A 21,596-nucleotide genomic window follows, 5' to 3' on the forward strand; every position below is an offset into this window, starting at 1 on the left:
GGTGATTACCGCGCGCTGAAAGGTTTTCGATTTTCCGGGGCCGTCTCCTTGGCAGGGTGCGGCCCTTTTTTTGCCTGAAACAAAGCCCCCAAAGGGGTATGTGTTATTCGATATGGATCTTAATAAATAGCTTCTTATTCCTTAACGAATATAAATCTCCTCCCTATACTCGACCGGGAACAGACACGCAGCAGGAGAGCTCCCCCCATGCGCAACGAATCAATTCGCTACCTGATTGTGCCGGGCTGGCAAGGATCGCCAGAAGATCATTGGCAAAGCCACTGGCAGAACAGCCTGCCGAACAGCGCACGGGTTGAGCAGTCTGACTGGCTGACACCGCGTCGTGAAGACTGGGTGGCGGCGCTGGCCGAGGCGATTGCCGCCGATAGCACGCCAGTGATCCTGATCGCCCATAGCCTGGGTTGCATCACCGTCGCGCATTGGGCGGCGACTGCGCCTGTGCAGTTTTTGCGTCAGGTGCGTGGCGCCTTGCTGGTCGCCCCGGCGGACGTAGAACGCCCTGCCTGTGCACCGGCCCTGCGCAACTTCGCGCCGATCCCGACGCACTTGCTGCCATTCCCGAGCCAGGTCGTCAGCTCCGACAACGACAGCGCCGTCAGTGCGCCGCGAGCCCTGGAGCTGGCGCGCAATTGGGGGGCCGAGGCGGGGATTCTGGCGGGGGCCGGGCACATCAATGTGAAGTCCGGTCATCAGCGCTGGGAGCAGGGTTTTGCTTACCTCTATCGTCTGCAGAACCGCATGGAGCATCACGCCCTGCGTCGCGCCTGAACCTTCTTGTTTTGTGAATCGGCCCCCCGCCTCCCGGCGGCTTTGGGCGGGAGTCTGCCATGAGTTTTGAAACATTCGGTCAGCCACTGCTGACGTTCCCCGATGCTGAAAAAAGTCCCCTGAGCATTCGCGCCAAGGCGCTGGTGTTCGTCGATCCGCGTTCCCGCCAGTTACGCCAGGACCTGGAGCTACTGGCCCCGCGCGCCATCTCGGTGCTGATCCGTGGCGAAACCGGTACCGGCAAGGAATTGTTGGCGCGGCATATCCATCGCGCCAGTGATCGTGGCGGGTTGTTCGTTTCGGTCAACTGCGGCGCGATCAGCCCGACCTATGCCGACGCTGAACTGTTCGGCTACGCGGCGGGCAGTTTCAGCGGTTCGGCGAGCAGTCGCGCGGGTTGGTTTGGGTCGGCCAATGGCGGCACCTTATACCTGGATGAAATTGGCGACCTGCCGCTGGCGATTCAGATCAAATTGCTCGCCGCTCTGGAAAACCACGAAGTGACCCGCGTCGGCGCTTATCAGCCAAGCCCCGTGGATGTGCGGTTAGTGGCAGCCACCAGCATCGACCTGGCCCAAGCGGTCGCTGCCGGGAAATTTCATGAGCGGCTTTATCACTATCTCAGTGAGGGGCAACTGGAGTTGCCGGCGTTACGTGAGCGCACGGGCGACATTCTGTCGCTGGCCGAGTATTTCCTTGGCATTTACAGCCAGCGCCTGGAACTGCCGGTGCCGTTGATCAGCGAGGCGGCACAAGCTGTGCTGGAGCGCCACAGTTGGCCCGGCAACACCCGGGAGCTGGAAAACATCATTCACTTTGCGCTGCTGGTGAGCACAGGTGACGAGATTTTGCCTGAGCATTTGAATTTGCCGGATGACGGATTGGTGCAAATTGAACGACAACTCCAGCTGATTCTCGACACGGGTTCCGACGCCGAAAAAGACGCTCTGAAACAAATACTTAAGCAAACTGGCCTCCTGTAGGAGCGAGCCTGCTCGCGATGAACCTGAGAGCGCCGCGGGGTGTCAGGACACCAGCGTTATTGTTGACGACCACCGCGAGCAGGCTCGCTCCAACATGGAATGCGCGAGTTAGAGCTGTATGAACAAAATGGAATATGAAAGTGAATAAAAGATATTGTTCGGGAATAAAAAATCCCGGTATTGTCCGCGTCACGCCAGCGATAGCACTTCGCTGGCACCTTCATATTTAGCCGTCGCCACAAGCGACTGTGATTTTCGATAAGGACACTGCATGAAAAAGGTTCTGTTGTTCACCGCACTGGCGGCTGCCCTGACCGCGGGCCTGGCCCAGGCTGGCGAGAAACTGATAGTTGCGGCGACCCCTGTTCCACACGCCGAGATTCTCGAACTGATCAAGCCAACCCTCGCCAAAGAAGGCGTGGACCTGGAAATCAAAGTATTCACCGACTACGTTCAGCCAAACGTACAGGTCGACCAGAAGCGTCTGGATGCCAACTACTTCCAGACCCTGCCATACTTGAAAAGCTTCAACGAAGGCAAAGGCACCAACCTGGTGACCGTGATCGGCGTGCACGTCGAACCGTTCGGCGGCTACTCGAAGAAAGTCAAAACCCTGGCCGAACTGAAAGACGGCGCGACCATCGCTATCCCGAACGAAGGCAGCAACAGCGGCCGTGCCCTGATCCTGCTTCAGAAGGCTGGCCTGATCGAGCTCAAAGACCCGAAAAACGCCCTGGCCACGCCGAAAGACATCGCCAAGAACCCGCACAACTTCAAGTTCAAGGAGCTTGAATCGGCGATGTTGCCGCGAGTGCTGGATCAGGTTGACCTGGACATGATCAACACCAACTACGCGCTGGAAGCGGGCCTGAACCCGGCTAAAGATGCGCTGGTGATCGAAGGTGCCGATTCGCCTTACGTGAACTTCCTGGTCGCTCGTCCGGACAACAAGGACAGCGCAGCCATCCAGAAACTGGCCAAGGCCCTGACCAGCCCTGAAGTGAAAGCCTTCATCGCGCAGAAGTACAGCGGCGCGGTACTGCCGGCGTTCTGATTCGCCAGGTAAACCCCTTCAAGGTTTCAAACGCCGACGGCTGATAGAGCGTCGGCGTTTTTTATGATCGTTCCCACGCAGAGCATGGGAACGGTCGTCTCAGGCCGTCGCCGTCCGCGCCTTCAACGCCTTGTGCAATGCCATCAACAACTTCACGATATCTTGCGGGTCCAGCCGCTGGGGCACTTCCACGTCTGCCATTTTCCCGTCCTTGTGATTGTTCGGCCGGGGGAGTCTGGCCAAACGCGATCCGTCCTTGGAGTGGCAATCTGAAAAAAAGATCCGTCCTGCGGCGCAAACGAAAAAGGATGTCCTCCGCTGCCCGGAAAATTCGGAATTCTCAGAGCATGACTCGCCATTCATTTGCCATCGCAACAGCCGATAGAACAGCGCCAAACGTCAGTCATGCATCCGGCCAATACCACGCGGGCTCATCAAGCACTCGCTGCCCGACAATCCCGGTCTGCCCCAGGTTTTTCTCCAGCACGATGCAGTTACACTCCGGGTCCTCCTGCAACGCCGAAATCAATCGCCGGGCATGGGACACCACCCACACCTGGCACTGTTCTGATGCCCGGATAATCAAGCGTGCCAATGCCGGCAGCAGGTCCGGGTGCAGGCTGGTTTCCGGTTCGTTGAGCACCATCAGGGTCGGCGGGCGAGGTGTCAGCAGCGCCGCCACCAGCAGCAGATAACGCAATGTGCCGTCCGACAATTCCGCCGCCGAAAGCGGTCGCAACAACCCTTCCTGATAAAACTCGATAGCAAAACGTCCGCCCGCCAGTGGCTCGATATGCAGCCGTGCACCGGGAAAGGCGTCGCTGATTGCGGCCCGCAATGCTTCGGGGTCACCAATTTCGATGATGGTCTGCAAGGCTGCCGCCAGGTCGCGGCCATCGTGATGCAGCACCGGCGTGCGCGTGCCCAGTTGCGGTTGGCGCACCGGCGCGTCGGCGTCGCTGCGAAAGTGATCGTAAAAGCGCCAGCGGCGGATGAATTCGCGCATCTCCAGAACCTCTGGAGAAGCGCGCAGGCTGCCGACCTGATCAAACAAACTGTCGAAATTCGGCGTGTGCTGCGCCAGTACGTCCCAGCTACGGTCGACCCGGGCGCGGATCCTCGGGCCCTCGCGATCCACCAGCAGGCTCGCCGGGCGATAGAACGGCCCGGCCCACAGGCACTCGCGCTTTATTTGCGGGTCGAGGCTGAAGCGCGAGGGAATGGGGGTGCTTTGCCCGGGCAACATGAAATGACCGTTGGAATCGGGCAGGCCGAGGCTGATGGAATAGCCGAAGTCTTCCCCGGTAAACCCGAGTCGCAGGCGTTTTACGCCTTGGCGCACAGAAGCTTGCACCGGGACCTCGCCGTTGCGCATGCGTCGGCTGATGTTTTCCGGGCCGGCCCAGAAGGTCGAATCCAGGCCACCCTCGCGCGCCAGGGCGTTGACCACGCCGCCCTGGGCGGTTTCCGCGAGCAGGCGCAAGGCTCGGTACAAATTGGATTTGCCACTGCCATTGGCGCCGGTGATCAGGTTCAGGCGGCCCAGGGGGATCACCAGTTTGTTGATCGAACGGTAATTGGCTACCGCGAGGGTCTTGAGCATGTGATTACCTGGAACGAGCGACCGGGTCCTATTGTCCGACATGCGCAGGCGTCTGGCGCAAGCACTTTCGGGCGCAGGCAGGAGCAGTTTTTCTTTTTAAATGAGCGGTGTGCAAGGCCGGACGCCTGTTCTAAGCTCTCTGTCGTGTTGTTTAAAAAAAGGCCAAGGAGTTTGCATGCGGGTCCCCGGATTGAAAAGTGTAGTGGCCTTGGGCGTTGTCACCTTGCTGACCGCCTGCGAAAAGGAAAAGCCTGTAGCGGAATATCTACCGCGGGTGTTCGTCCAGGAAGTAAAACCGGCGGATTACGCCGCCCCGATCACCCTGACAGGTGACATTCAGCCCCGCGTGCAAACCGAGTTGTCCTTTCGCGTCGGCGGCAAAATCATCCAGCGTTCGGTTGATGTCGGTGATCGGGTGACGGCCAAGCAAGTGCTGGCCCGGCTCGATCCCAAGGATTTGCAGACCAGTGTCGATTCGGCCCAGGCGCAAGTGCTCGCCGAGCAGGCCCGGGTCACGCAGAGTGCCGCGGCGTTCGTGCGTCAGCAGAAACTCCTGCCCAAGGGCTACACCAGCCAGAGTGAATACGATTCGGCCCAGGCCGCGCTGCGCAGTAGCCAAAGCGCCTTGAGTGCCGCCCAGGCGCAACTCGCCAACGCCAAGGATCAACTGAGCTACACCGCGCTGGTGGCCGATGCTCCCGGCATCATTACGGCGCGTCAGGCTGAAGTCGGCCAGGTGGTGCAGGCGACGATGCCGGTGTTCAGCCTTGCCCGCGATGGCGATCGGGACGCAGTGTTCAACGTTTATGAAGCACTGCTGGCGGAGAAACCGAAGGATCAGACCATTGTCCTCAGTCTGCTTGATAACCCCGCCATCAAAACCACCGGAACGGTGCGTGAAGTCACGCCGGCGGTGTCGGCGCAGTCCGGTACCGTGCAGGTCAAGGTCGGCCTCAACAGCGTGCCTGCAGGCATGGAACTGGGCTCGGTCGTCAGCGCAACGGCCCGGGGGTCGGGCAAGTCGGTCATAGAGCTGCCCTGGTCGGCGCTGACCAAAAACATCAGTGAGCCTGCCGTCTGGATTGTCGATGACAAGGGCCAGGCGCAGTTGCATACCGTCACGGTCGGCCGTTACCTGACCGGCAAGGTCATCATCAGTGGCGGGCTGGAAGGTGGGGAAAAAGTCATCATCGCCGGTGGGCAGCTGTTGCACCCGGGCATGGAAGTCGAAATTGCCGAAAACACTTACAAGGATTTGACGTGGGAAGCCAAGCCATGAGGCCTTTATGGGCATTGTCCATCGCACTGGTGCTGAGCGCCTGTTCCGAAAAAGAGCCGCCGCCGGAGCCGGTGCGGCCGGTGCTGTCGATCAAGGTAGAGGCCTTGAGCGAAGAGGACCTGGGCCGGTTTGCCGGCAGCATTCAGGCGCGTTACGAAAGCAATACCGGCTTCCGGGTCGCAGGGCGCATCGCCAGCCGTAACGTCGATGTCGGCGCGGAGGTCGAGAAAGACACCTTGCTCGCCACGCTTGATCCGTCCGACCAGCAAAACCAGTTGCGTTCGGCCCAGGGCGATCTGGCGAAGGTCCAGGCGCAATTCATCAATGCCAAGGCCACGGCCCTGCGTCAACAAGCCTTGTTTGATCGCGGGGTGGGTGCACAGGCGCAGCTGGACGCCGCCAATACCGACCTGAAAACCACCCAGGCGTCGCTCGATCAGGCTCGGGCGGCGGTCGACCAGAGCAAAGATCAGCTCGGCTACACCGAGTTGCGTGCCGACCACAAAGCCGTGGTCACCGCGTGGAACGCCGAAGCCGGGCAAGTGGTGTCGGCCGGTCAGCAAGTGGTGACACTCGCGCAGCCAGACATCAAGGAGGCGGTGATCGATCTGCCCAATACCCTGGTGGATCAACTGCCCAGTGACGTGGTGTTCCTGGTCGCCGCGCAACTTGATCCGGACACCAACACCACCGCGGTCATCCGTGAAATCGAACCCCAGGCTCAAAGCGCCACACGTACCCGTCGCGCGCGCCTGACGCTGGCGCAAACGCCGCCGGGCTTCCGTTTGGGCACGGCCATCAGCGTTACCCTGAGTTCGGCCATCAAGCCGCGCATCGAACTGCCGCTCACGGCGCTGCAGGATGTCGACGGCAAGCCACGCATCTGGGTGATTGATCCACAGAGCAAAACCGTATCGCCACGTGAGGTTCAGGTCATCAGCCGCACCGACAGCACCGCTGTGTTGGCTGACGGCGTGAAAAACGGCGAGCGCGTGGTCAGTGCCGGAGTCAACAGCCTCAAACCGGGGCAGAAAGTGAAATTCGACGAGGACAGTCAATGAAAGGGCCTTTCAACCTCTCGGAATGGGCCCTCAAGCATCAGTCGTTCATCTGGTACCTGATGTTCGTCGCCTTGCTCATGGGTGTGTTCTCGTATTTCAACCTGGGGCGTGAAGAAGACCCCTCGTTCACCATCAAGACCATGGTGATCCAGAGCAAGTGGCCAGGGGCGACCCAGGAGGAAACCCTCAAGCAGATCACCGACCGCATCGAGAAAAAGCTCGAAGAGCTCGACTCGCTCGACTATGTGAAGAGCTATACACGCCCCGGCGAATCGACGGTGTATGTGTACCTGCGCGATACCACCCAGGCCAAGGACATCCCGGAAATCTGGTACCAGGTGCGCAAGAAGATCAACGACATTCGCGGCCAGTTCCCCCAAGGCATGCAAGGCCCGGGGTTTAACGACGAATTTGGTGATGTGTTCGGTTCGATCTATGCGTTTACCGCCGATGGCCTGACCATGCGCCAGTTGCGCGACTACGTGGAACAGGCCCGCGCCGAGATTCGCGGTGTGCCGGGGCTGGGCAAGATCGAGATGGTCGGCCAGCAGGACGAAGTGCTGTATCTGAACTTCTCCACGCGCAAACTCGCGGCGCTCGGCATCGATCAGCGCCAGGTGATACAGAGCCTGCAATCGCAGAACGCCGTGACACCGGCAGGTGTCATCGAAGCGGGACCGGAGCGGATTTCGGTGCGTACCTCCGGGCAGTTCGCGTCGGAGAAAGACCTCGCCGAGGTCAACCTCAAGCTCAACGACCGCTTCTATCGTCTGGCCGACATTGCCGATATCCGCCGTGGCTACGTCGACCCGGCGTCGCCGGAATTCCGCTTCAACGGCAAACCCGCCATCGGCCTGGCAATTGCCATGCAGACCGGGGGCAATGTCCAGGCGTTCGGCAAGGCCCTGCATGCCCGTATCGATCAGTTGACCGCTGACTTGCCCGTGGGTGTTGGCATCTTCAACGTCTCCGATCAGGCCGTAGTGGTGGAAGAGGCCGTCGGCGGCTTTACCAGTGCCTTGTTCGAGGCGGTGGTGATCGTGCTGCTGGTCAGCTTCGTCAGCCTGGGCGTGCGTGCCGGTCTGGTGGTGGCGTGCTCGATCCCGCTGGTGTTGGCGATGGTCTTCGTGTTCATGGAGTACAGCGGCATCACCATGCAGCGGATCTCCCTCGGCGCCCTGATCATTGCCCTGGGCCTGCTGGTGGACGATGCCATGATCACCGTGGAAATGATGGTCACGCGCCTGGAAATGGGCGAGACCAAGGAGCAGGCGGCCACCTTTGCCTACACCTCCACGGCCTTCCCGATGCTCACCGGTACACTGGTGACAGTGGCGGGTTTCGTGCCGATTGGCTTGAACGCCAGTTCCGCCGGTGAATACACCTACACACTGTTTGCGGTGATTGCCTGTGCGATGCTGGTGTCCTGGGTGGTGGCGGTACTGTTCGCGCCGGTGATCGGCGTGCACATCCTCAGCACCAATGTGAAACCCCACGAGGGTGAACCCGGGCGCATCGGCAAGGCGTTCAATGGCGGCTTGCTGTGGGCCATGCGCAATCGCTGGTGGGCCATCGGCTTTACCGTGCTGTTGTTCGTGCTGTCGGTGTTCTGCATGCGCTTCGTGCAGAACCAGTTCTTCCCGTCTTCGGACCGCCCGGAAATCCTGGTGGACCTGAACCTTCCGCAAAACGCCTCGCTCGATGAAACCCGCCGGGCCGTGGACCGTCTCGAAGCCACACTCAAGGGCGATCCGGACATCGTGCGCTGGAGCACCTATATCGGCCAGGGCGCGATCCGTTTCTACCTGCCACTGGACCAGCAACTGCAAAACCCGTTCTACGCGCAGTTGGTGATCGTCAGCAAAGGCGAGTCCCGCGAGGCCATGATGCAGAAACTGCGTGAGCGCCTGCGCAATGACTTCGTCGGCATCGGCGCTTACGTCCAGGCCCTGGAAATGGGCCCGCCCGTCGGGCGTCCGATCCAGTACCGGGTCAGCGGCAAGGACATCGACCAGGTGCGGCGACATGCCATCGACCTGGCTACCGAGCTGGACAAGAACCCGCACATCGGCGAGATCATCTATGACTGGAACGAACCGGGCAAAGTCCTGCGTATCGACATTGCCCAGGACAAGGCACGGCAGCTCGGACTCTCTTCCGAGGACGTCTCCGAACTGTTGAATGGCATTGTCAGTGGCGCGCCGGTGACTCAGGTCGATGATGATATCTACCTGATCAACGTGGTCGGCCGCGCGGTGGATTCCGAGCGTGGCACCCCGGACACCCTGCAGAACCTGCAGATCGTCACACCGAATGGAACGTCGATTCCGCTGCTGGCCTTCGCCACTGTGCGCTACGAGCTTGAGCAACCCTTGGTATGGCGTCGTGATCGTCTGCCGACCATCACCATCAAGGCGGCGATTCGCGACGAGATCCAGCCGACGGACCTGGTGAAAATCCTCAAGCCGTCGATCGACGCCTTTGCCGAAAAACTGCCCGCAGGCTACAAGGTCGCCACTGGCGGTACCGTAGAGGAAAGCGGCAAGGCCCAGGGGCCGATTGCCAAGGTGGTGCCATTGATGCTGTTCCTGATGGCGACCTTCCTGATGATCCAGTTGCACAGCGTGCAGAAGATGTTCCTGGTGGCCAGCGTTGCGCCGCTGGGGCTGATCGGTGTGGTGATCGCGCTGGTGCCAACCGGCACACCCATGGGCTTTGTGGCGATCCTGGGGATTCTCGCGCTGATCGGCATCATCATCCGCAACTCGGTAATCCTGGTCACGCAGATCCACGAGTACGAGGAGAAAGGCTATGCGCCGTGGGATGCGGTGTTCCAGGCGACCGAGCACCGGCGCCGCCCGATCCTGTTGACGGCGGCGGCGGCGAGCCTGGGCATGATCCCGATTGCGCGGGAGGTGTTCTGGGGGCCGATGGCCTACGCGATGATCGGCGGGATCATCGTCGCGACCTTGCTGACACTGCTGTTTCTGCCGGCGTTGTATGTGGCTTGGTACAAGATTCGCGAGCCGAAGAACGACTCATCGGTTTCTGCTCCATGATCTTTCCGGTTACATTTTTGGGAACGGTCTGACTTACAACGCCGGTGAATTGCATTAGCGTCCCTTCTCCATTTGGAGGAGGGTCGCTGGATGTCTACCGTCGTTTACTGGTTGCGCCATGTATTGCTTCTGGCAGGCCTGTGCCTGTCGTCCGGCGTGGCGGCCACGACCGTACTGGAAAATCCCCAGTGGCGTATCGAGCTCGATCCCGCGACCCTGGCCATTCGCGTCACACCATCGGGCAGGGCGGCGGTTCAGGCATCGGCGGGGGTGGCCGGGCACAAGGTCAGTGAGCTCGTCCGGCAGGGTCATCGCCTCGACTGGAAATGGGATGATGGCGCCTGGGTGCTCAGTGTCCGCCTTGAACAGAACGAACTGTCGTTCTCGATCACCGCAAGCAAACCCGGGGATCTGGACTTCCTGCACCAGCCCGGTACTGCAATGGGCAAGGGGCTGGTCTGGCCTCTGGCGGAGGGGCGTTATGTGCCCGCGAATGATCCGGTCTGGCGTGATTTTCTCTTGGAACAAGCCCGCTTCAACACCACCCAGGACCTGAGCCTGCCGCTGTGGGGTGTCGACCACGACGGGTTCACCCTGAACTGGCTGATGACCAATCCTTATAACAATCAACTGACCTTCAGCGCCGAAGGCAAGGCCCTGGCGCTGACTGCGCGACACCAGTTCACCTCGCTCAAGCCCACAACGCCGTTGACGTTCACGCTGTTGCTCGGCGATGACGACCCACTGGCGGGCGCCAAACGCTACAGGCAGTGGCTGATCGATAACGGTCGCTACGAAACCTTGAGCAGCAAGATCGAAAAAACCCCGCTGGCCAGCAAGCTGTTGGGCGCCAGTCATGTCTACCTGTGGGGCAATGATCTGTTGGGGCCCAAGGACGTGCGTGACTGGCCTGCGCTGCTCAACCATTTGCGTGGCAAAGGCGCTTTGGCCAGTGAACTGCGCACTGGGCTGGATCCCGAAGCGAGGCAGATTCTCGAGGGCGCCGCGTCGTTCAACTACGAGAAAACCATGCTGCTGCGTGGTCTCAATCGGGCTTTGAATACCCTGGCGCGCAAAAGTTGGCAGGCGCGACCGGTGCCGGACATGCAGGCGCTTGCAGGCGGGTACGCAGAGCTGAGGGCGCAGTTGGCCAACACCATGCCCGATGCCTTGACTCCAACGCCCGAGCGCTGGGGAGGGAGCTTGTCGCTCGACACGCTGGAGCGGTTGCAGAAGTCCGGGCTGTCACGTTTGTGGCTGGGGCTCGGGGAGGGCTGGGAAGGCGGTCTCTGGCATCCGGAAGCGGTTCGCGCGGGTGTGGCGGCGGGGTATCTGATGGCGCCGTATGACTCCTATGAAACCGCACTGGCCCGTGACGAGAACCCGGACTGGACCACCGCTCATCTGGGTGACAAGGCCAATATCGAGTGCGCCGTCGTGCTCAAGGACGGCACGTTGAAAAGCGGTTTTCAGCAGTCTGGCCACTACACCGACCCGCACTGCGTGCGATCGTTGCTGCAAACGCGGGTCAAGGCGGTTCAGGCGGCGGCCGGCTTTAACAGCTGGTTTCTCGATGCCTATGCTACCGGCATGCTGTTCGACAGCTATCGCCCCGAAGCTCCGATGACCCAGGCGCAGAATGCCGAAGGCAATATCGCGGCGTCGCGCTGGATCAATGAAGTCATGCAATTGCCCGCGGGGTCCGAGGACGGCAATGCGACCACCGCTCAGGGGGTTCTGTTCGCCCATGGCATGCAGACGCCAGTGATAGGTTGGGGCGATGTCGATCTGAGCAAAAACCCTCAGTCCGAGTACTATCTCGGCAATTGGTATCCACCGGAGCAACCGGCGGTGTTCTTCAAGCAAGTGCCGATGAAAGAGCCTTACCGACGCATTCATTTCGATCCGGCGAGTCGCTTGCCTTTGTATCAGGCGGTATTCCACGGTTCGGTCATCACCAGCCATCATTGGCTGTTCGACAGTCTGAAACTGAGCAACGTACGGGCGCAGAATGAGCTGGCCCAGCTGCTCTACAACGTACCGCCGCTCTATCACTTGAGTGCCTCGACGCTTGAGCAGCGATTGCCGCTGATCGAGCGTCAGGATGCGTTCTTTCGTCCCTTGCACGAGCGCCTCGCGACGCAGGCGATGACGCGATTTCATTGGCTGACCGAGGATCGTCTGGTGCAACAGACCACTTTCGATGATGGTACGCGGCTGCGGGCGAACTTTGATGGGCGCACGCGCCAGGTGCAGGGGCAGGCGTTGCCGGGCCATAGCATTACCGTACTGTCACCGGATGGCGCTGTAAGCCGGTATCGGGTGGACGCCGTGCCTTGAGGGCATCAGCCCTTGCGCCAGACACTCGCCAGCCAGGGCTGCTGCTCTCGCGGCAGCCCCGCCGGCCGGTAGTAGTGTTCCAGCTCGACAAACCCTGCATTGGTCAGTAGCTGCTGCCAGGTCGCGAGGTCGTGATAGGACCCATACCGAGGTCCATTCCAGCCCTCCTGGTTGTCGCCCCGGGGATTGGAGCTGAACAACACACCGCCCGGTTTCAACGTTTCGCGCAACTGCTGCAACACCCGTGGCAACTCCTGGCGGGGAATGTGAAACAGCACCGCGTTGGCAAAAATTCCGTCGAAGCGTTCGGCCGGCAGATCGAGTTTCAGAAAGTCCTGCTGCCAGACTTCGCAACTGCTGTCCTGGTGCGCCATCTGCGCAAACTTTTCCGAACCATCCAGGCCAACCGCTCTGTGTCCCATACGGGTGAAGGTTTGCAGGTCACGACCGGGGCCGCAGCCGAAGTCGAGAATGTCGAACGGGGCCTCACCCTGGATATGCCGCAACAGCGCATCGATGTTCTGGCTGACATCGTGGTCACGCGTCCCTTCACGAAAACCTTCGGCCACCGAGTTGTAATGGCCCAAGGTGGTGGAGGTGATCTGCTCAAGGTCGTCGGGTGTCTGTTTCATGGTCGGCTGCGCAGGTAAGTGGGATTGGCCGAATATACGCCATGGAGCCGCAGGCTGCTGCGCAGCCCATCGCGAGCAGGCTCACTCCCACAGTTGACCACGTACTCCTGGACGACATTGGTCCAATGTGGGAGCGGGCTTGCTCGCGAAAGCGGTGTTACTGACACCTGATCACTAAAGCCAGACTCAGCCCTGCTTCATCCCCAGGCATTCAATGGACCGGTCAACCATCGCCTTGGCGATCTCCAGCAAATGCCAAACCGAAAACACCATGGCCCTGTCGGCCCCATGCAAGTGGTCACCACACTGATACGCCGTCACCGAAGCACAGCGCAGCAGATCAGCGATGTAAAGTTGGGTGTCTTCGAAGCTCACGTCTTTGCTGACGTTGTAAAACCGAAGTTCGTCCGGTGCGGTGGGGTGTTCGCCGGTGAGGTAGAAATCGATGGCGCGGTAAAGGGCGGAGCGATCTCTTGGCGGGTCGTCGGTGGGGCCGTGTTGGGCGGATGTTTCGGGTGGTGGGTCGGGGACGGATTTTTTCATTGTGTTGCTCCTATTGCTGCATGGGAGCCGTCACTTTTCGCCTACTAAACGTTGGGTGGCGGCTGTACGCAGGTTAGTAGGCCGGTCAATAGGAAAACCGGTGCACCCGAAGGTGCCCCACGCACAGCCACCATATTCAGTTCCCGACAAAAAAATTGCCGGACATGAACATGAAAACGCTATGCACCTATTGATCCGGGCTACTAAACCCGATCACTGATGAGCAGTGACTGACCGAGACTAGCCACACGATTTGACAGGCGCAAGCGAGCGAAATGATCTAGGAAACGTCCTGCAAAGGAAAGCGAATTGGCCTTCGGAAAGGCTGAATTCCCTGTGCGAAATATCGCTTTTCCATCATCACTTATCGCTTGTTCAACCCCCGAGCCAAGCGATCCCCACCCAGTTGAATAATCGCCACCAACACCACCAGCAACACAATCACTGTCAACATGATCTGGCTATCAAACCGCTGGTACCCATACCGATACGCAATGTCCCCCAGCCCACCGGCACCAATCGCCCCGGCCATGGCCGATGAGTTGATCATCGTCACCAGCGTTATCGTGAAACCACCGACGATCCCCGGCAGCGCCTCAGGCAACAGCACATGCCAGACGATGTGCCAGCGCCGGCAGCCCATGGCTTGCGCCGCTTCGACCAACCCATGGTCGACTTCACGCAAACTCACTTCAGCAATCCGCGCAAAGAACGGCGTCGCCGCGATGGTCAGCGGCACCACGGCTGCCCAGACGCCGTAAGTGGTGCCCACGATCAGACGCGTGAATGGAATCAAGGCCACCATCAGGATCAGAAAAGGTATCGAGCGAAACAGGTTCACGAAAGCGCCCAGCACGCGGTTCAGCGCCGGGGCCTGGTAGATGCCGCCCTTGTCGCTGGTGACCAGGATCACGGCCATCGGTATGCCCGCCAGCAGCGCGATCAGTGATGAAACTCCGACCATCAAAAACGTATCGATGAAACCTTGCAGCAAGCGATCAAACCACATAACCCAGCACCTCTGCTTGTTGTGCCCATTTGCCGGCGCGCTGACGCAACTCTGCCGCGCCGAGCGCCGAGCCGCTCACCGCCAGCAGCAATTGACCGAGCGCATGGCCCTGAATCCGTTCCACGCCGCCCTGCAACAAGCGCACGCGACCGCCGAGTGCTGCGAACAGCGCTGCCAGATCCGGCTCGTCCGTTGCACTGCCAGTGAATTGCAAACGCAGCACCAAGGCAGCGTCCGTAGACTGTGGTTGAGCCTGAAGACGACTTTGCAGTTCTTCCGGCAATGCGTGTTGCAACGGCGCCAACAATGTCTTGCTGACCTCATGCTGCGGGTTGCCGAACACTTCCCACACCGGCCCTTGCTCGACGATGCGCCCGTGCTCCAACACCACTACGCGATCGCAAATGTCGCGGATTACCGCCATCTCGTGGGTGATCAGCACGATGGTCAGGCCCAGGCGCTTATTAATCTCGCGCAGCAGGCCGAGAATCGATTGCGTGGTCTCCGGGTCCAGCGCTGAAGTCGCCTCGTCACACAGCAGAATCTCGGGGGCGTGTACCAGCGCACGAGCGATGCCGACGCGCTGTTTCTGGCCGCCGGACAACTGCGCAGGGTAAGCCTTGTGTTTGGCTTGCAGGCCCACCAGTTCCAGCAGTTCGCGGACTTTCTGCTCGCGTTTATCCTTGGGCACACCGGCGACTTTCAGTGGTAACTCGACGTTCTGCCAGACCGTCTTGGCAGACATCAGGTTGAAGTGCTGAAAGATCATGCCGATGCGCCGACGCAGTGCTACCAGGCGGTCCTCATCGAACTCGCCGATGTCGACCTGATCGATCAGCACCCGGCCGCTGCTCGGTTGTTCGAGGCGATTGATGGTGCGGATCAGCGAAGACTTGCCGGCACCGCTGCGACCGATGATGCCGAACACTTCACCGCGCTGGATCGCCAGGTCGATGCCGTGCAGGGCTGCCACCGGCCCCTGCTGGCCGTTGTAGGTTTTGCCCAGGCCGATGAAGCGCACATGAGCCCGGTTGAGCTGCGGGTGCAGTTCGGTGTGGTCCGCGTTGTGGGGCTCCGGAATTTCCAGTCGCCGTTGGATGGCAGCGCTCATGCTCAGCTTTCCCAACCGGCCTGGTACAGCTTGCCGTGAGCTTTATCCAGCGCGGCACGAACGGCCGGCGAGTGCTGGTAGATGTCGACGAATTTGATCAGGCGCGGGTCGGTTTTGCTTTTCGGCTGGATCACGAACTGGATCACGTACTCCTTGTGATCCAGGCCATCGAACAGCAGGGCAGAGCCGGCGTCGAAGGTCTTCGACAGGCGGATGTAAGCGGGGTAGCCCTGGACCAGGTCGGCATCGTCATAGGCACGCACCAGTTGCACGGCTTCGACCTGCAGGATTTTTATCTTTTTCGGGTTGGCGATGATGTCCTCTTCGGTGGCTTTGTAGCCAACACCCGGCTTGAGGGTGATCAAGCCGGCCTTGGCCAGCAGCTGCAAACCGCGACCGCTGTTGATCGGGTCATTGGCGATGGCAACGCTGGCGCCTTCGGGTAGCTCATCGAAGCTTTTGTATTTCTTCGAGTAGAGGCCGACGTTGTTGATGATCCCCGGTGCGAACGGCACCAGCTCAAAACCGGAGGCGGCTTTGGCGTTTTCCAGGAACGGGATGTGCTGGAAGTAGTTCACGTCGATGTCGCCGGCGGCGAGGCTGACGTTGGGGGCGATCCAGTCGGTGAACTCGACGAGTTCGACTTTCAGGCCTTGTTTACCGGCCTCTTCTACGGCGGCCTCCAGAGGAATGGCGAAGGCCGCGGTGGTGCCGATTTTCAGTGGTGCGTCGGCGGCAAAGGTCACCGAGCTGAAGAGGCCGAGGGCCAGGGCCAGTGCTTTGACTGGTTGAGAGAGGTAGTTCTTGGTCATGATGTTTTTCCAGTCAGTTCGTTTATATGGGCACGCATTTTGTGGCGAGGGGGCTTGCCCCCGTTGGGCTGTGAAGCGACCCCAAAGGCATTCATGGGTGTGGCAGGTAAAACGGGTATGCAGGCTTGCGACTGCTACGCAGTCGAACGGGGGCAAGCCCCCTCGCCACAGCGTTGGTGTCGGTAGTGAGAGCCGGTATGTTGTTCAGGTAAAAGCGCCTTTTGCTGAAACAGCTTTTCGCGCAAGGTGCCGCTGTCGTAAGCGGTCTTGTACGATCCACGCCGTTGCAGTTCCGGTATCACCAGCTCGATGAAATCCTCATAACTTTCCGGGGTAACGATGCGGGTCAGGTTGAAGCCGTCGAGGCCGGTTTCGGCGATCCACGATTCTAGTTCGTCAGCCACCTGTTCAGGTGAGCCGACCACGGTGATGTAGCGGCCGCCGAGGGCGTGTTGTTCAAGCAGCTTGCGCCGGGTCCAGTCGTTGTTTTGCAGGTGCTTGGTGGCGGACTGGATGGCATTGCTCTTGACGTACTGGATCGGCTCGTCGATGGCGTATTCGGAAAAGTCGATCCCGGTTGAGGCCGAGAAATGTGCGACGCCGGCCTCTGCGCTGGCGTAGCTCAGGTATTCGGCGTGCTTGGCCCACGCCAGCTCTGGCGTGGCGCCGACGATCACGTTCAGGCCCATGAACACCTTGATGTCATCCGCATTGCGTCCCGCCTCGACGGCACTGGCGCGAACCTTGTCCACCTGCACCTTGGTCGACGCTTTGGTCTGGCCGCTGATGAACACGCACTCGGCGTGGCACCCGGCGAACAGCAAACCGCGATCCGAGCTGCCGGCCTGGAACAGCACCGGCGTGCGTTGTGGCGACGGCTCGCAGAGGTGGTAGCCCTCGACCTGATAAAACTCGCCCTTGTGTTCGACCTTGTGCACTTTTTCCGGTTGGGCGTAGATCCGCCGCTGCGGATCGTTCAACACCGCGCCGCTTTCCCAGCTGCCTTCCCAGAGTTTGTAGAGCACCTGCAGGTACTCGTCGGCCTGGTCGTAACGCCGGTCGTGCTCGACCTGTTCGCGCAGGCCCATGGCCTTGGCGGCACTGTCGAGGTAGCCGGTGACGATGTTCCAGCCGACCCGGCCACGGCTCAGGTGGTCCAGGGTAGACATGCGCCGGGCGAACAGATACGGCGGCTCGTAGGTGAGGTTGGCGGTGAGGCCGAAGCCAAGGTTTTTCGTCACCGCCGCCATGGCCGAAACCAGCAGCAAGGGATCGTTGACCGGCAGCTGGATCGACTCTTTGAGCGGCACGTCCACTGAGTTCTGGTACACGTCGTAGACGCCGACTATGTCGGCGATGAACAAGCCATCGAACAACCCGCGCTCGAGCAGTTGCGCCAGTTCGGTCCAGTATTCGATGGTGTTGTAGCGGGTCGAGGTATCGCGCGGGTGCGTCCACAGACCGTGGTTGATGTGCCCGATGCAGTTCATGTTGAAGGCATTGAGCAGGATTTTCTTTTTCCCCATCAGATGGTCCCCCGCAGTGGCGGGTTTTCATCGTTGAGGTAGTAGTTGCCGACGGCGTGATACTTCCAGCGTACCGGGTCGTGCAGGGTATGCACGCGGGCGTTGCGCCAGTGACGATCAAGACCGTGTTCGATCAGGGTCGCCTGGCTGCCGGCCAGTTCAAACAAGGTGCTGCCGGCGGCAAGGGAGATCTCGGTGCTGATGGCTCGGGCTTCGGCTACCGCTATTGAAGCAGCGGCGACGGATTCGGCATGGGTGTCGGCCTGGGCGTTGTCGAGCAACTCACCGGCGCGTTCCAGCAGTGCCTCGGCGGCGTGCAGGCGAATGCTCAGGTGGCCGAAGCTCTTGAGCGTCAGTGGGTCTTCGCTGGCTTTGTCGTGGGTGGCGTCGATCCATGGGCGGGTTTTGGTCCGCACAAAATGCAGCGCATCTTCGTAGGCCGCGCGGGCGATACCGGTGTCGATGGCCGCGTGGAGGATCTGCGCGAGCGGGCCGACCGGGGTCGGGCGCTCGAAGGCGCTCTGGAACGGGATCACGTCTTGCGCGGCAACGTAAACATCCTCGAACACTACCGAGCCACTGCCGGTGGTGCGCTGACCGAAACCGCTCCAGTCGTCGATTACAGTCAGGCCTTTGCTGTTGCGCGGGACAAACGCCAATTGCTGCACGCCGTGTTCATCCACCACTGATGTGGGGATGCGCTGGGCGTAAATAGCCCCCGTGGCGTAGAACTTGCGACCGTTGATGCGATAGCCGCTGGCGTCGCGGGTCAGGCTTGTGACGCGGTCGTGAGCGGTTTTGGTGCCGAGTTCGGCCAGGGCATTGCCAAAGCGTTGCCCAGCCAAAACTTCTTCATAAAGGCGTTTTTTCTGATCGGCGCTGCCATTGACCCGCAGCACTTCCAGTGCATAGAAATGGTTCTGCGGAATTTGCCCGAGCGAGCCATCGGCCTGGGCAATCAGCGCGATGACCTTGGCCAGCGTGACATTGGAAACACCGGCGCCACCGTATTCTTTTGGCACGCTGATGCCCCACAGGCCTGAACGGGAAAACACCTCCAGTTCCGGGTGCGGCAACCGGCGTTCGCGGTCGCGCAGGGCGCTGTCGCGTTTGAAATCTTCGGCCAGATCGCTGGCGACGATCAGGGCTTGCTCATCGCTGGTGATGACCGCGACGTGGTGAGAACTTGTCATGTGCTTCTCCAGAGATCTGGTCAAAAGTGTTCTGGTTAAATCCAGGAGTGGCGAGCGGGCAGGGTGCCGTTCAGGCGGTAGGTGCCGACCGCGTGATACTTCCAGCGCACCGGGTCGTGCAGCGTGTGCACCCGGGCGTTACGCCAGTGGCGATCGAGGTTGAATTCGGCGAGGGTGGCGCGGCTGCCGGCCAGTTCGAACAGCTTCTCGCTGGCCAGCAACGAGATCTCGGTGGTCAGCACTTTGGCTTCAGCCACGGCAATCGAGGCGCTGGCGGCGGAGTCGACGGTGAGCGGCGAAGCGCTGACCTGATCGAGCACCTGCCCGGCCTTGCGCAACAGCGCTTCGGCGGCGTGCAACTCGATTTTCAGTTTGCCGATGTCGGCAATCACATACAGGTCATCGCTGGCTCGCTCGACATTGGCATCGATCCACGGCCGGGCGCGGGTTTTCACGAAGTCGATGGCGTCGTCGATGGCGCCTCGGGCGATGCCGGCGTCGATAGCGGCCTGGATCAACTGCGAGACCGCGCCCTGGATGTTCGGCGAGTCGTTGATTTTCCAGTTATCCACAACCAGTTCGGCATCGACCCGCACGTTGTTGAGCAAAATGGTGCCGCTGGCAGTGGTGCGCTGACCGAAGCCCGACCAGTCATCGACAATGCGCAATCCCGGGGTGCCGCGACGGATGAAAGCCAGCACTTGTTTGCCGTCATCGTTCAGCGCCTTGACCGCGACCCAATGGGCGAACAGCGCGCCGGTGGAATAGAACTTCTGCCCGTTCAGGATGAAACCATCGCCGTCGGCGGTGATCCGGGCCTTGAGTTCCAGGGTATTTTTGCTGCCGCGTTCAGGGCCTGCGTTGCCGATTCGCCAGCCATCCAGCACGCTTTTGAACAGCTGTTTTTTCTGCGTTTCGGTGGCACTGCCTAGCAGCAGATTGAGAATGCCGAACTGGTTTTGCGGGATCTGCCCCAATGCCGGGTCGGCCGCGGAAATGATCGCGAAGACCTCAGCCAGGGTGACGAACGAAACCTGCGGCCCCCCATACTCACGGGGAATGGAAATACTGCCCAGGCCGCTGCGGGTGAACTGTTCGATTTCTGACCACGGCAACTTGCGCTGCTGGTCGCGTTTTGCCGCTTGCTGGCGGGCAACCTGCGCCAGCTCATGGGCGGCCTTGAGCGCCTGGGCATCGTTGCGCAAGACTTGTGCGGGCAACAACAGCGGGGCGATGTCCAGATCACTGTGGACGATTGCATCTGCCAGACTGGACATCAGTGCCGCTCCTTGGCTGCACGCAATGCCCTGGCGATCTGCACTGGGGTGATTGTGTTCCGGACCATACCTACCTCTCATCTCATGGCGTCGTCGCGTTGTGCGACGAACGAAATCAAGAATGTCCGGTGGTCCGGTTTATATACCCTAAACGTGTATAAATTTTTTATAAACTAACTTTTAGGAATATGGATAGAAGGAGGCCTTCATGCCTCGCGGGGGGCACGAGGCCTTCCGGTGTCATCGCTGGAAGGACTCTGCGGCCCTGAAAGGTATTTTCTTCGGGACGTGCAGCCAAGGACTGCAGCCGATTTTCAGCGTTCTTGGCGGCGCCCAGCGTGAGTTATTGCCCACGCGGTCGAGGATGCAGTAAGTCACTTCAAGTCGCAGGTCTTCACCGGCTTCGAGGATGACTGCCGGTGGTACCCAAACCTGAATCGGCTGGTCCACATCGCCCGCCTTCAGGCGTGGCAGGTCCATGCGCACATCGCCCCAGCGCAGGGTGATTTCGTCGTCGATGGCCATGTTCAGGTAGGGCTCGATGGTCAATGGAACACCGCGCTTGATCTGATTCGGATTGACCCCCTGGCGGCGGATCATTTCGGGGATCGTCAACGGCGCCAGGCTCTGGTTTTCATCACCGTACAGCGCCGAAGGTTGGCCGCCGGGGCAGTCGAGTTTGATCTGCACCTGCCTTGCAGCCGATACCGAAGGTCCCAGACCGATCTGCATGACCCGGTAGTGAATTCGAGAGGTGCCAGAGACGATGAAGCTTTCCGGGACGCGCAGTTGAACCGGGTGACCGATGTCCTGGCCGGCGAGCACTCTGGAGGCCACGTAGCAGTTGTCCCAGAACAATTCGATCAGGTCGCCTTCATCCATTGAGGGATAGGGCGGCACGTCGATCATCAGGTGTGCGGCCATGGTGGTGTTGATGACGGTCTTGTGTGATTGCGCCAGGGTTGGCGCTGCAAGCCTGGTTTTGTTCGAGCTGCTGGTCATGGGAGTCTCCTTGGGGTTTTGCATCGAAGTCCGTTTCGCAAGAACGAGAGTTTCGAACAGCAATACCGTTCATTACTTTGAGTTGAAATAATGATGAGCGTGATGATTGACGCGTTTGGAGACTAGATAAAGGTGCGCTTCAATAGGTGTCAATAGGGTTTGTTAGTTTGGCGCTAACTATTAAGTTATTCAGAAAGTTCCTACGAGGCGGAGTTAATAAACTCTAGCGAAGCGTCGAACTATTCCAGGCAGGCCGTTGTGTATCAGGGCGGGCGCCAACTTTTACGAAGCGCAGGCAGGACGTTTCAACGACAGCTGGCGTT

The 21,596-nt window shown here is 60.2% G+C and carries 17 protein-coding genes; 7 read left to right on the forward strand and 10 right to left on the reverse strand.

The window, feature by feature from the left end; translation table 11 throughout:
• Positions 1 to 207 precede the first annotated feature (207 nt).
• From KW839_RS09175 to KW839_RS09185, 3 genes are all read left to right on the forward strand, one after another.
• A complete protein-coding gene (locus KW839_RS09175) occupies positions 208 to 789 on the forward strand; it encodes an alpha/beta hydrolase (RefSeq protein ID WP_218424139.1) in 582 nt (193 codons plus the stop codon).
• A 59-nt stretch (positions 790 to 848) separates the two neighbouring features.
• Positions 849 to 1,772, forward strand: a complete 924-nt coding sequence (locus tag KW839_RS09180; protein ID WP_218424140.1) for a sigma 54-interacting transcriptional regulator — start codon at positions 849 to 851, stop codon at positions 1,770 to 1,772.
• 271 nt (positions 1,773 to 2,043) lie between these two features.
• Positions 2,044 to 2,826, forward strand: coding sequence for a MetQ/NlpA family ABC transporter substrate-binding protein (locus tag KW839_RS09185; protein WP_218424141.1), 783 nt, complete (start codon positions 2,044 to 2,046; stop codon positions 2,824 to 2,826).
• Positions 2,827 to 3,229: 403 nt separating this feature from the next.
• Here the strand turns inward: KW839_RS09185 and KW839_RS09190 are convergent, their stop codons facing one another.
• Positions 3,230 to 4,429, reverse strand: a complete 1,200-nt coding sequence (locus KW839_RS09190; protein WP_060543953.1) for an AAA family ATPase — start codon at positions 4,427 to 4,429, stop codon at positions 3,230 to 3,232.
• A gap of 175 nt (positions 4,430 to 4,604) precedes the next feature.
• On the opposite strand from KW839_RS09190, the gene KW839_RS09195 reads away from it, so the two are divergent.
• The 4 genes from KW839_RS09195 to KW839_RS09210 all read left to right on the forward strand — a co-directional run bounded on the left by KW839_RS09195 (position 4,605) and on the right by KW839_RS09210 (position 12,168).
• Entirely contained in the window at positions 4,605 to 5,708 is a 1,104-nt protein-coding gene (locus KW839_RS09195; protein ID WP_060543954.1) for an efflux RND transporter periplasmic adaptor subunit, read from the forward strand.
• The gene (locus KW839_RS09200; protein WP_060543955.1) at positions 5,705 to 6,769 is read left to right on the forward strand and encodes an efflux RND transporter periplasmic adaptor subunit; all 1,065 of its coding nucleotides are present in this window, start codon (positions 5,705 to 5,707) and stop codon (positions 6,767 to 6,769) included. Before KW839_RS09195 ends, KW839_RS09200 begins: the two co-directional genes overlap by 4 nt.
• Positions 6,766 to 9,828, forward strand: coding sequence for an efflux RND transporter permease subunit (locus KW839_RS09205; RefSeq protein ID WP_060543956.1), 3,063 nt, complete (start codon positions 6,766 to 6,768; stop codon positions 9,826 to 9,828). Before KW839_RS09200 ends, KW839_RS09205 begins: the two co-directional genes overlap by 4 nt.
• Before the next feature lie 90 nt (positions 9,829 to 9,918).
• Positions 9,919 to 12,168, forward strand: coding sequence for a glycoside hydrolase (locus KW839_RS09210; RefSeq protein WP_218424142.1), 2,250 nt, complete (start codon positions 9,919 to 9,921; stop codon positions 12,166 to 12,168).
• 5 nt (positions 12,169 to 12,173) lie between these two features.
• On the opposite strand, the gene KW839_RS09215 is transcribed toward KW839_RS09210, so the two are convergent.
• The 9 genes from KW839_RS09215 to KW839_RS09255 all read right to left on the reverse strand — a co-directional run bounded on the left by KW839_RS09215 (position 12,174) and on the right by KW839_RS09255 (position 21,273).
• Complete coding sequence (locus tag KW839_RS09215) at positions 12,174 to 12,800, reverse strand: bifunctional 2-polyprenyl-6-hydroxyphenol methylase/3-demethylubiquinol 3-O-methyltransferase UbiG (RefSeq protein ID WP_060543958.1); 627 nt, start codon at positions 12,798 to 12,800, stop codon at positions 12,174 to 12,176.
• Positions 12,801 to 12,986: 186 nt separating this feature from the next.
• Complete coding sequence (locus KW839_RS09220) at positions 12,987 to 13,343, reverse strand: DUF6124 family protein (RefSeq protein WP_060543959.1); 357 nt, start codon at positions 13,341 to 13,343, stop codon at positions 12,987 to 12,989.
• Between the two features lie 364 nt (positions 13,344 to 13,707).
• Positions 13,708 to 14,352, reverse strand: a complete 645-nt coding sequence (locus KW839_RS09225; protein ID WP_060543960.1) for a methionine ABC transporter permease — start codon at positions 14,350 to 14,352, stop codon at positions 13,708 to 13,710.
• Complete coding sequence (locus tag KW839_RS09230) at positions 14,342 to 15,463, reverse strand: methionine ABC transporter ATP-binding protein (RefSeq protein ID WP_218424143.1); 1,122 nt, start codon at positions 15,461 to 15,463, stop codon at positions 14,342 to 14,344. Before KW839_RS09230 ends, KW839_RS09225 begins: the two co-directional genes overlap by 11 nt.
• A gap of 2 nt (positions 15,464 to 15,465) precedes the next feature.
• Complete coding sequence (locus KW839_RS09235) at positions 15,466 to 16,275, reverse strand: MetQ/NlpA family ABC transporter substrate-binding protein (protein ID WP_218424144.1); 810 nt, start codon at positions 16,273 to 16,275, stop codon at positions 15,466 to 15,468.
• Between the two features lie 134 nt (positions 16,276 to 16,409).
• Entirely contained in the window at positions 16,410 to 17,801 is a 1,392-nt protein-coding gene (locus KW839_RS09240; RefSeq protein WP_218424145.1) for an LLM class flavin-dependent oxidoreductase, read from the reverse strand.
• The gene (locus KW839_RS09245; RefSeq protein ID WP_218424146.1) at positions 17,801 to 18,994 is read right to left on the reverse strand and encodes an SfnB family sulfur acquisition oxidoreductase; all 1,194 of its coding nucleotides are present in this window, start codon (positions 18,992 to 18,994) and stop codon (positions 17,801 to 17,803) included. The genes KW839_RS09240 and KW839_RS09245 overlap by 1 nt, the downstream gene beginning before the upstream one ends.
• 35 nt (positions 18,995 to 19,029) lie before the next feature.
• Positions 19,030 to 20,271, reverse strand: a complete 1,242-nt coding sequence (locus tag KW839_RS09250; RefSeq protein WP_218424147.1) for an SfnB family sulfur acquisition oxidoreductase — start codon at positions 20,269 to 20,271, stop codon at positions 19,030 to 19,032.
• A gap of 240 nt (positions 20,272 to 20,511) precedes the next feature.
• The gene (locus tag KW839_RS09255; RefSeq protein ID WP_060543966.1) at positions 20,512 to 21,273 is read right to left on the reverse strand and encodes a hypothetical protein; all 762 of its coding nucleotides are present in this window, start codon (positions 21,271 to 21,273) and stop codon (positions 20,512 to 20,514) included.
• Positions 21,274 to 21,596 lie beyond the last annotated feature (323 nt).

Source organism: Pseudomonas sp. PDM31 (genome assembly GCF_019218965.1).
Classification (GTDB): domain Bacteria; phylum Pseudomonadota; class Gammaproteobacteria; order Pseudomonadales; family Pseudomonadaceae; genus Aquipseudomonas.

Excerpts from the sequence above, each read along its gene's own strand:
- KW839_RS09175 (WP_218424139.1), top strand. The coding sequence starts at position 208 with ATGCGCAACGAATCAATTCGCTACCTGATTGTGCCGGGCTGGCAAGGA.
- KW839_RS09180 (WP_218424140.1), top strand. The coding sequence starts at position 849 with ATGAGTTTTGAAACATTCGGTCAGCCACTGCTGACGTTCCCCGATGCT.
- KW839_RS09185 (WP_218424141.1), top strand. The coding sequence starts at position 2,044 with ATGAAAAAGGTTCTGTTGTTCACCGCACTGGCGGCTGCCCTGACCGCG.
- KW839_RS09190 (WP_060543953.1), bottom strand. The coding sequence starts at position 4,429 with ATGCTCAAGACCCTCGCGGTAGCCAATTACCGTTCGATCAACAAACTG.
- KW839_RS09195 (WP_060543954.1), top strand. The coding sequence starts at position 4,605 with ATGCGGGTCCCCGGATTGAAAAGTGTAGTGGCCTTGGGCGTTGTCACC.
- KW839_RS09200 (WP_060543955.1), top strand. The coding sequence starts at position 5,705 with ATGAGGCCTTTATGGGCATTGTCCATCGCACTGGTGCTGAGCGCCTGT.
- KW839_RS09205 (WP_060543956.1), top strand. The coding sequence starts at position 6,766 with ATGAAAGGGCCTTTCAACCTCTCGGAATGGGCCCTCAAGCATCAGTCG.
- KW839_RS09210 (WP_218424142.1), top strand. The coding sequence starts at position 9,919 with ATGTCTACCGTCGTTTACTGGTTGCGCCATGTATTGCTTCTGGCAGGC.
- KW839_RS09215 (WP_060543958.1), bottom strand. The coding sequence starts at position 12,800 with ATGAAACAGACACCCGACGACCTTGAGCAGATCACCTCCACCACCTTG.
- KW839_RS09220 (WP_060543959.1), bottom strand. The coding sequence starts at position 13,343 with ATGAAAAAATCCGTCCCCGACCCACCACCCGAAACATCCGCCCAACAC.
- KW839_RS09225 (WP_060543960.1), bottom strand. The coding sequence starts at position 14,352 with ATGTGGTTTGATCGCTTGCTGCAAGGTTTCATCGATACGTTTTTGATG.
- KW839_RS09230 (WP_218424143.1), bottom strand. The coding sequence starts at position 15,463 with ATGAGCGCTGCCATCCAACGGCGACTGGAAATTCCGGAGCCCCACAAC.
- KW839_RS09235 (WP_218424144.1), bottom strand. The coding sequence starts at position 16,275 with ATGACCAAGAACTACCTCTCTCAACCAGTCAAAGCACTGGCCCTGGCC.
- KW839_RS09240 (WP_218424145.1), bottom strand. The coding sequence starts at position 17,801 with ATGGGGAAAAAGAAAATCCTGCTCAATGCCTTCAACATGAACTGCATC.
- KW839_RS09245 (WP_218424146.1), bottom strand. The coding sequence starts at position 18,994 with ATGACAAGTTCTCACCACGTCGCGGTCATCACCAGCGATGAGCAAGCC.
- KW839_RS09250 (WP_218424147.1), bottom strand. The coding sequence starts at position 20,271 with ATGTCCAGTCTGGCAGATGCAATCGTCCACAGTGATCTGGACATCGCC.
- KW839_RS09255 (WP_060543966.1), bottom strand. The coding sequence starts at position 21,273 with ATGACCAGCAGCTCGAACAAAACCAGGCTTGCAGCGCCAACCCTGGCG.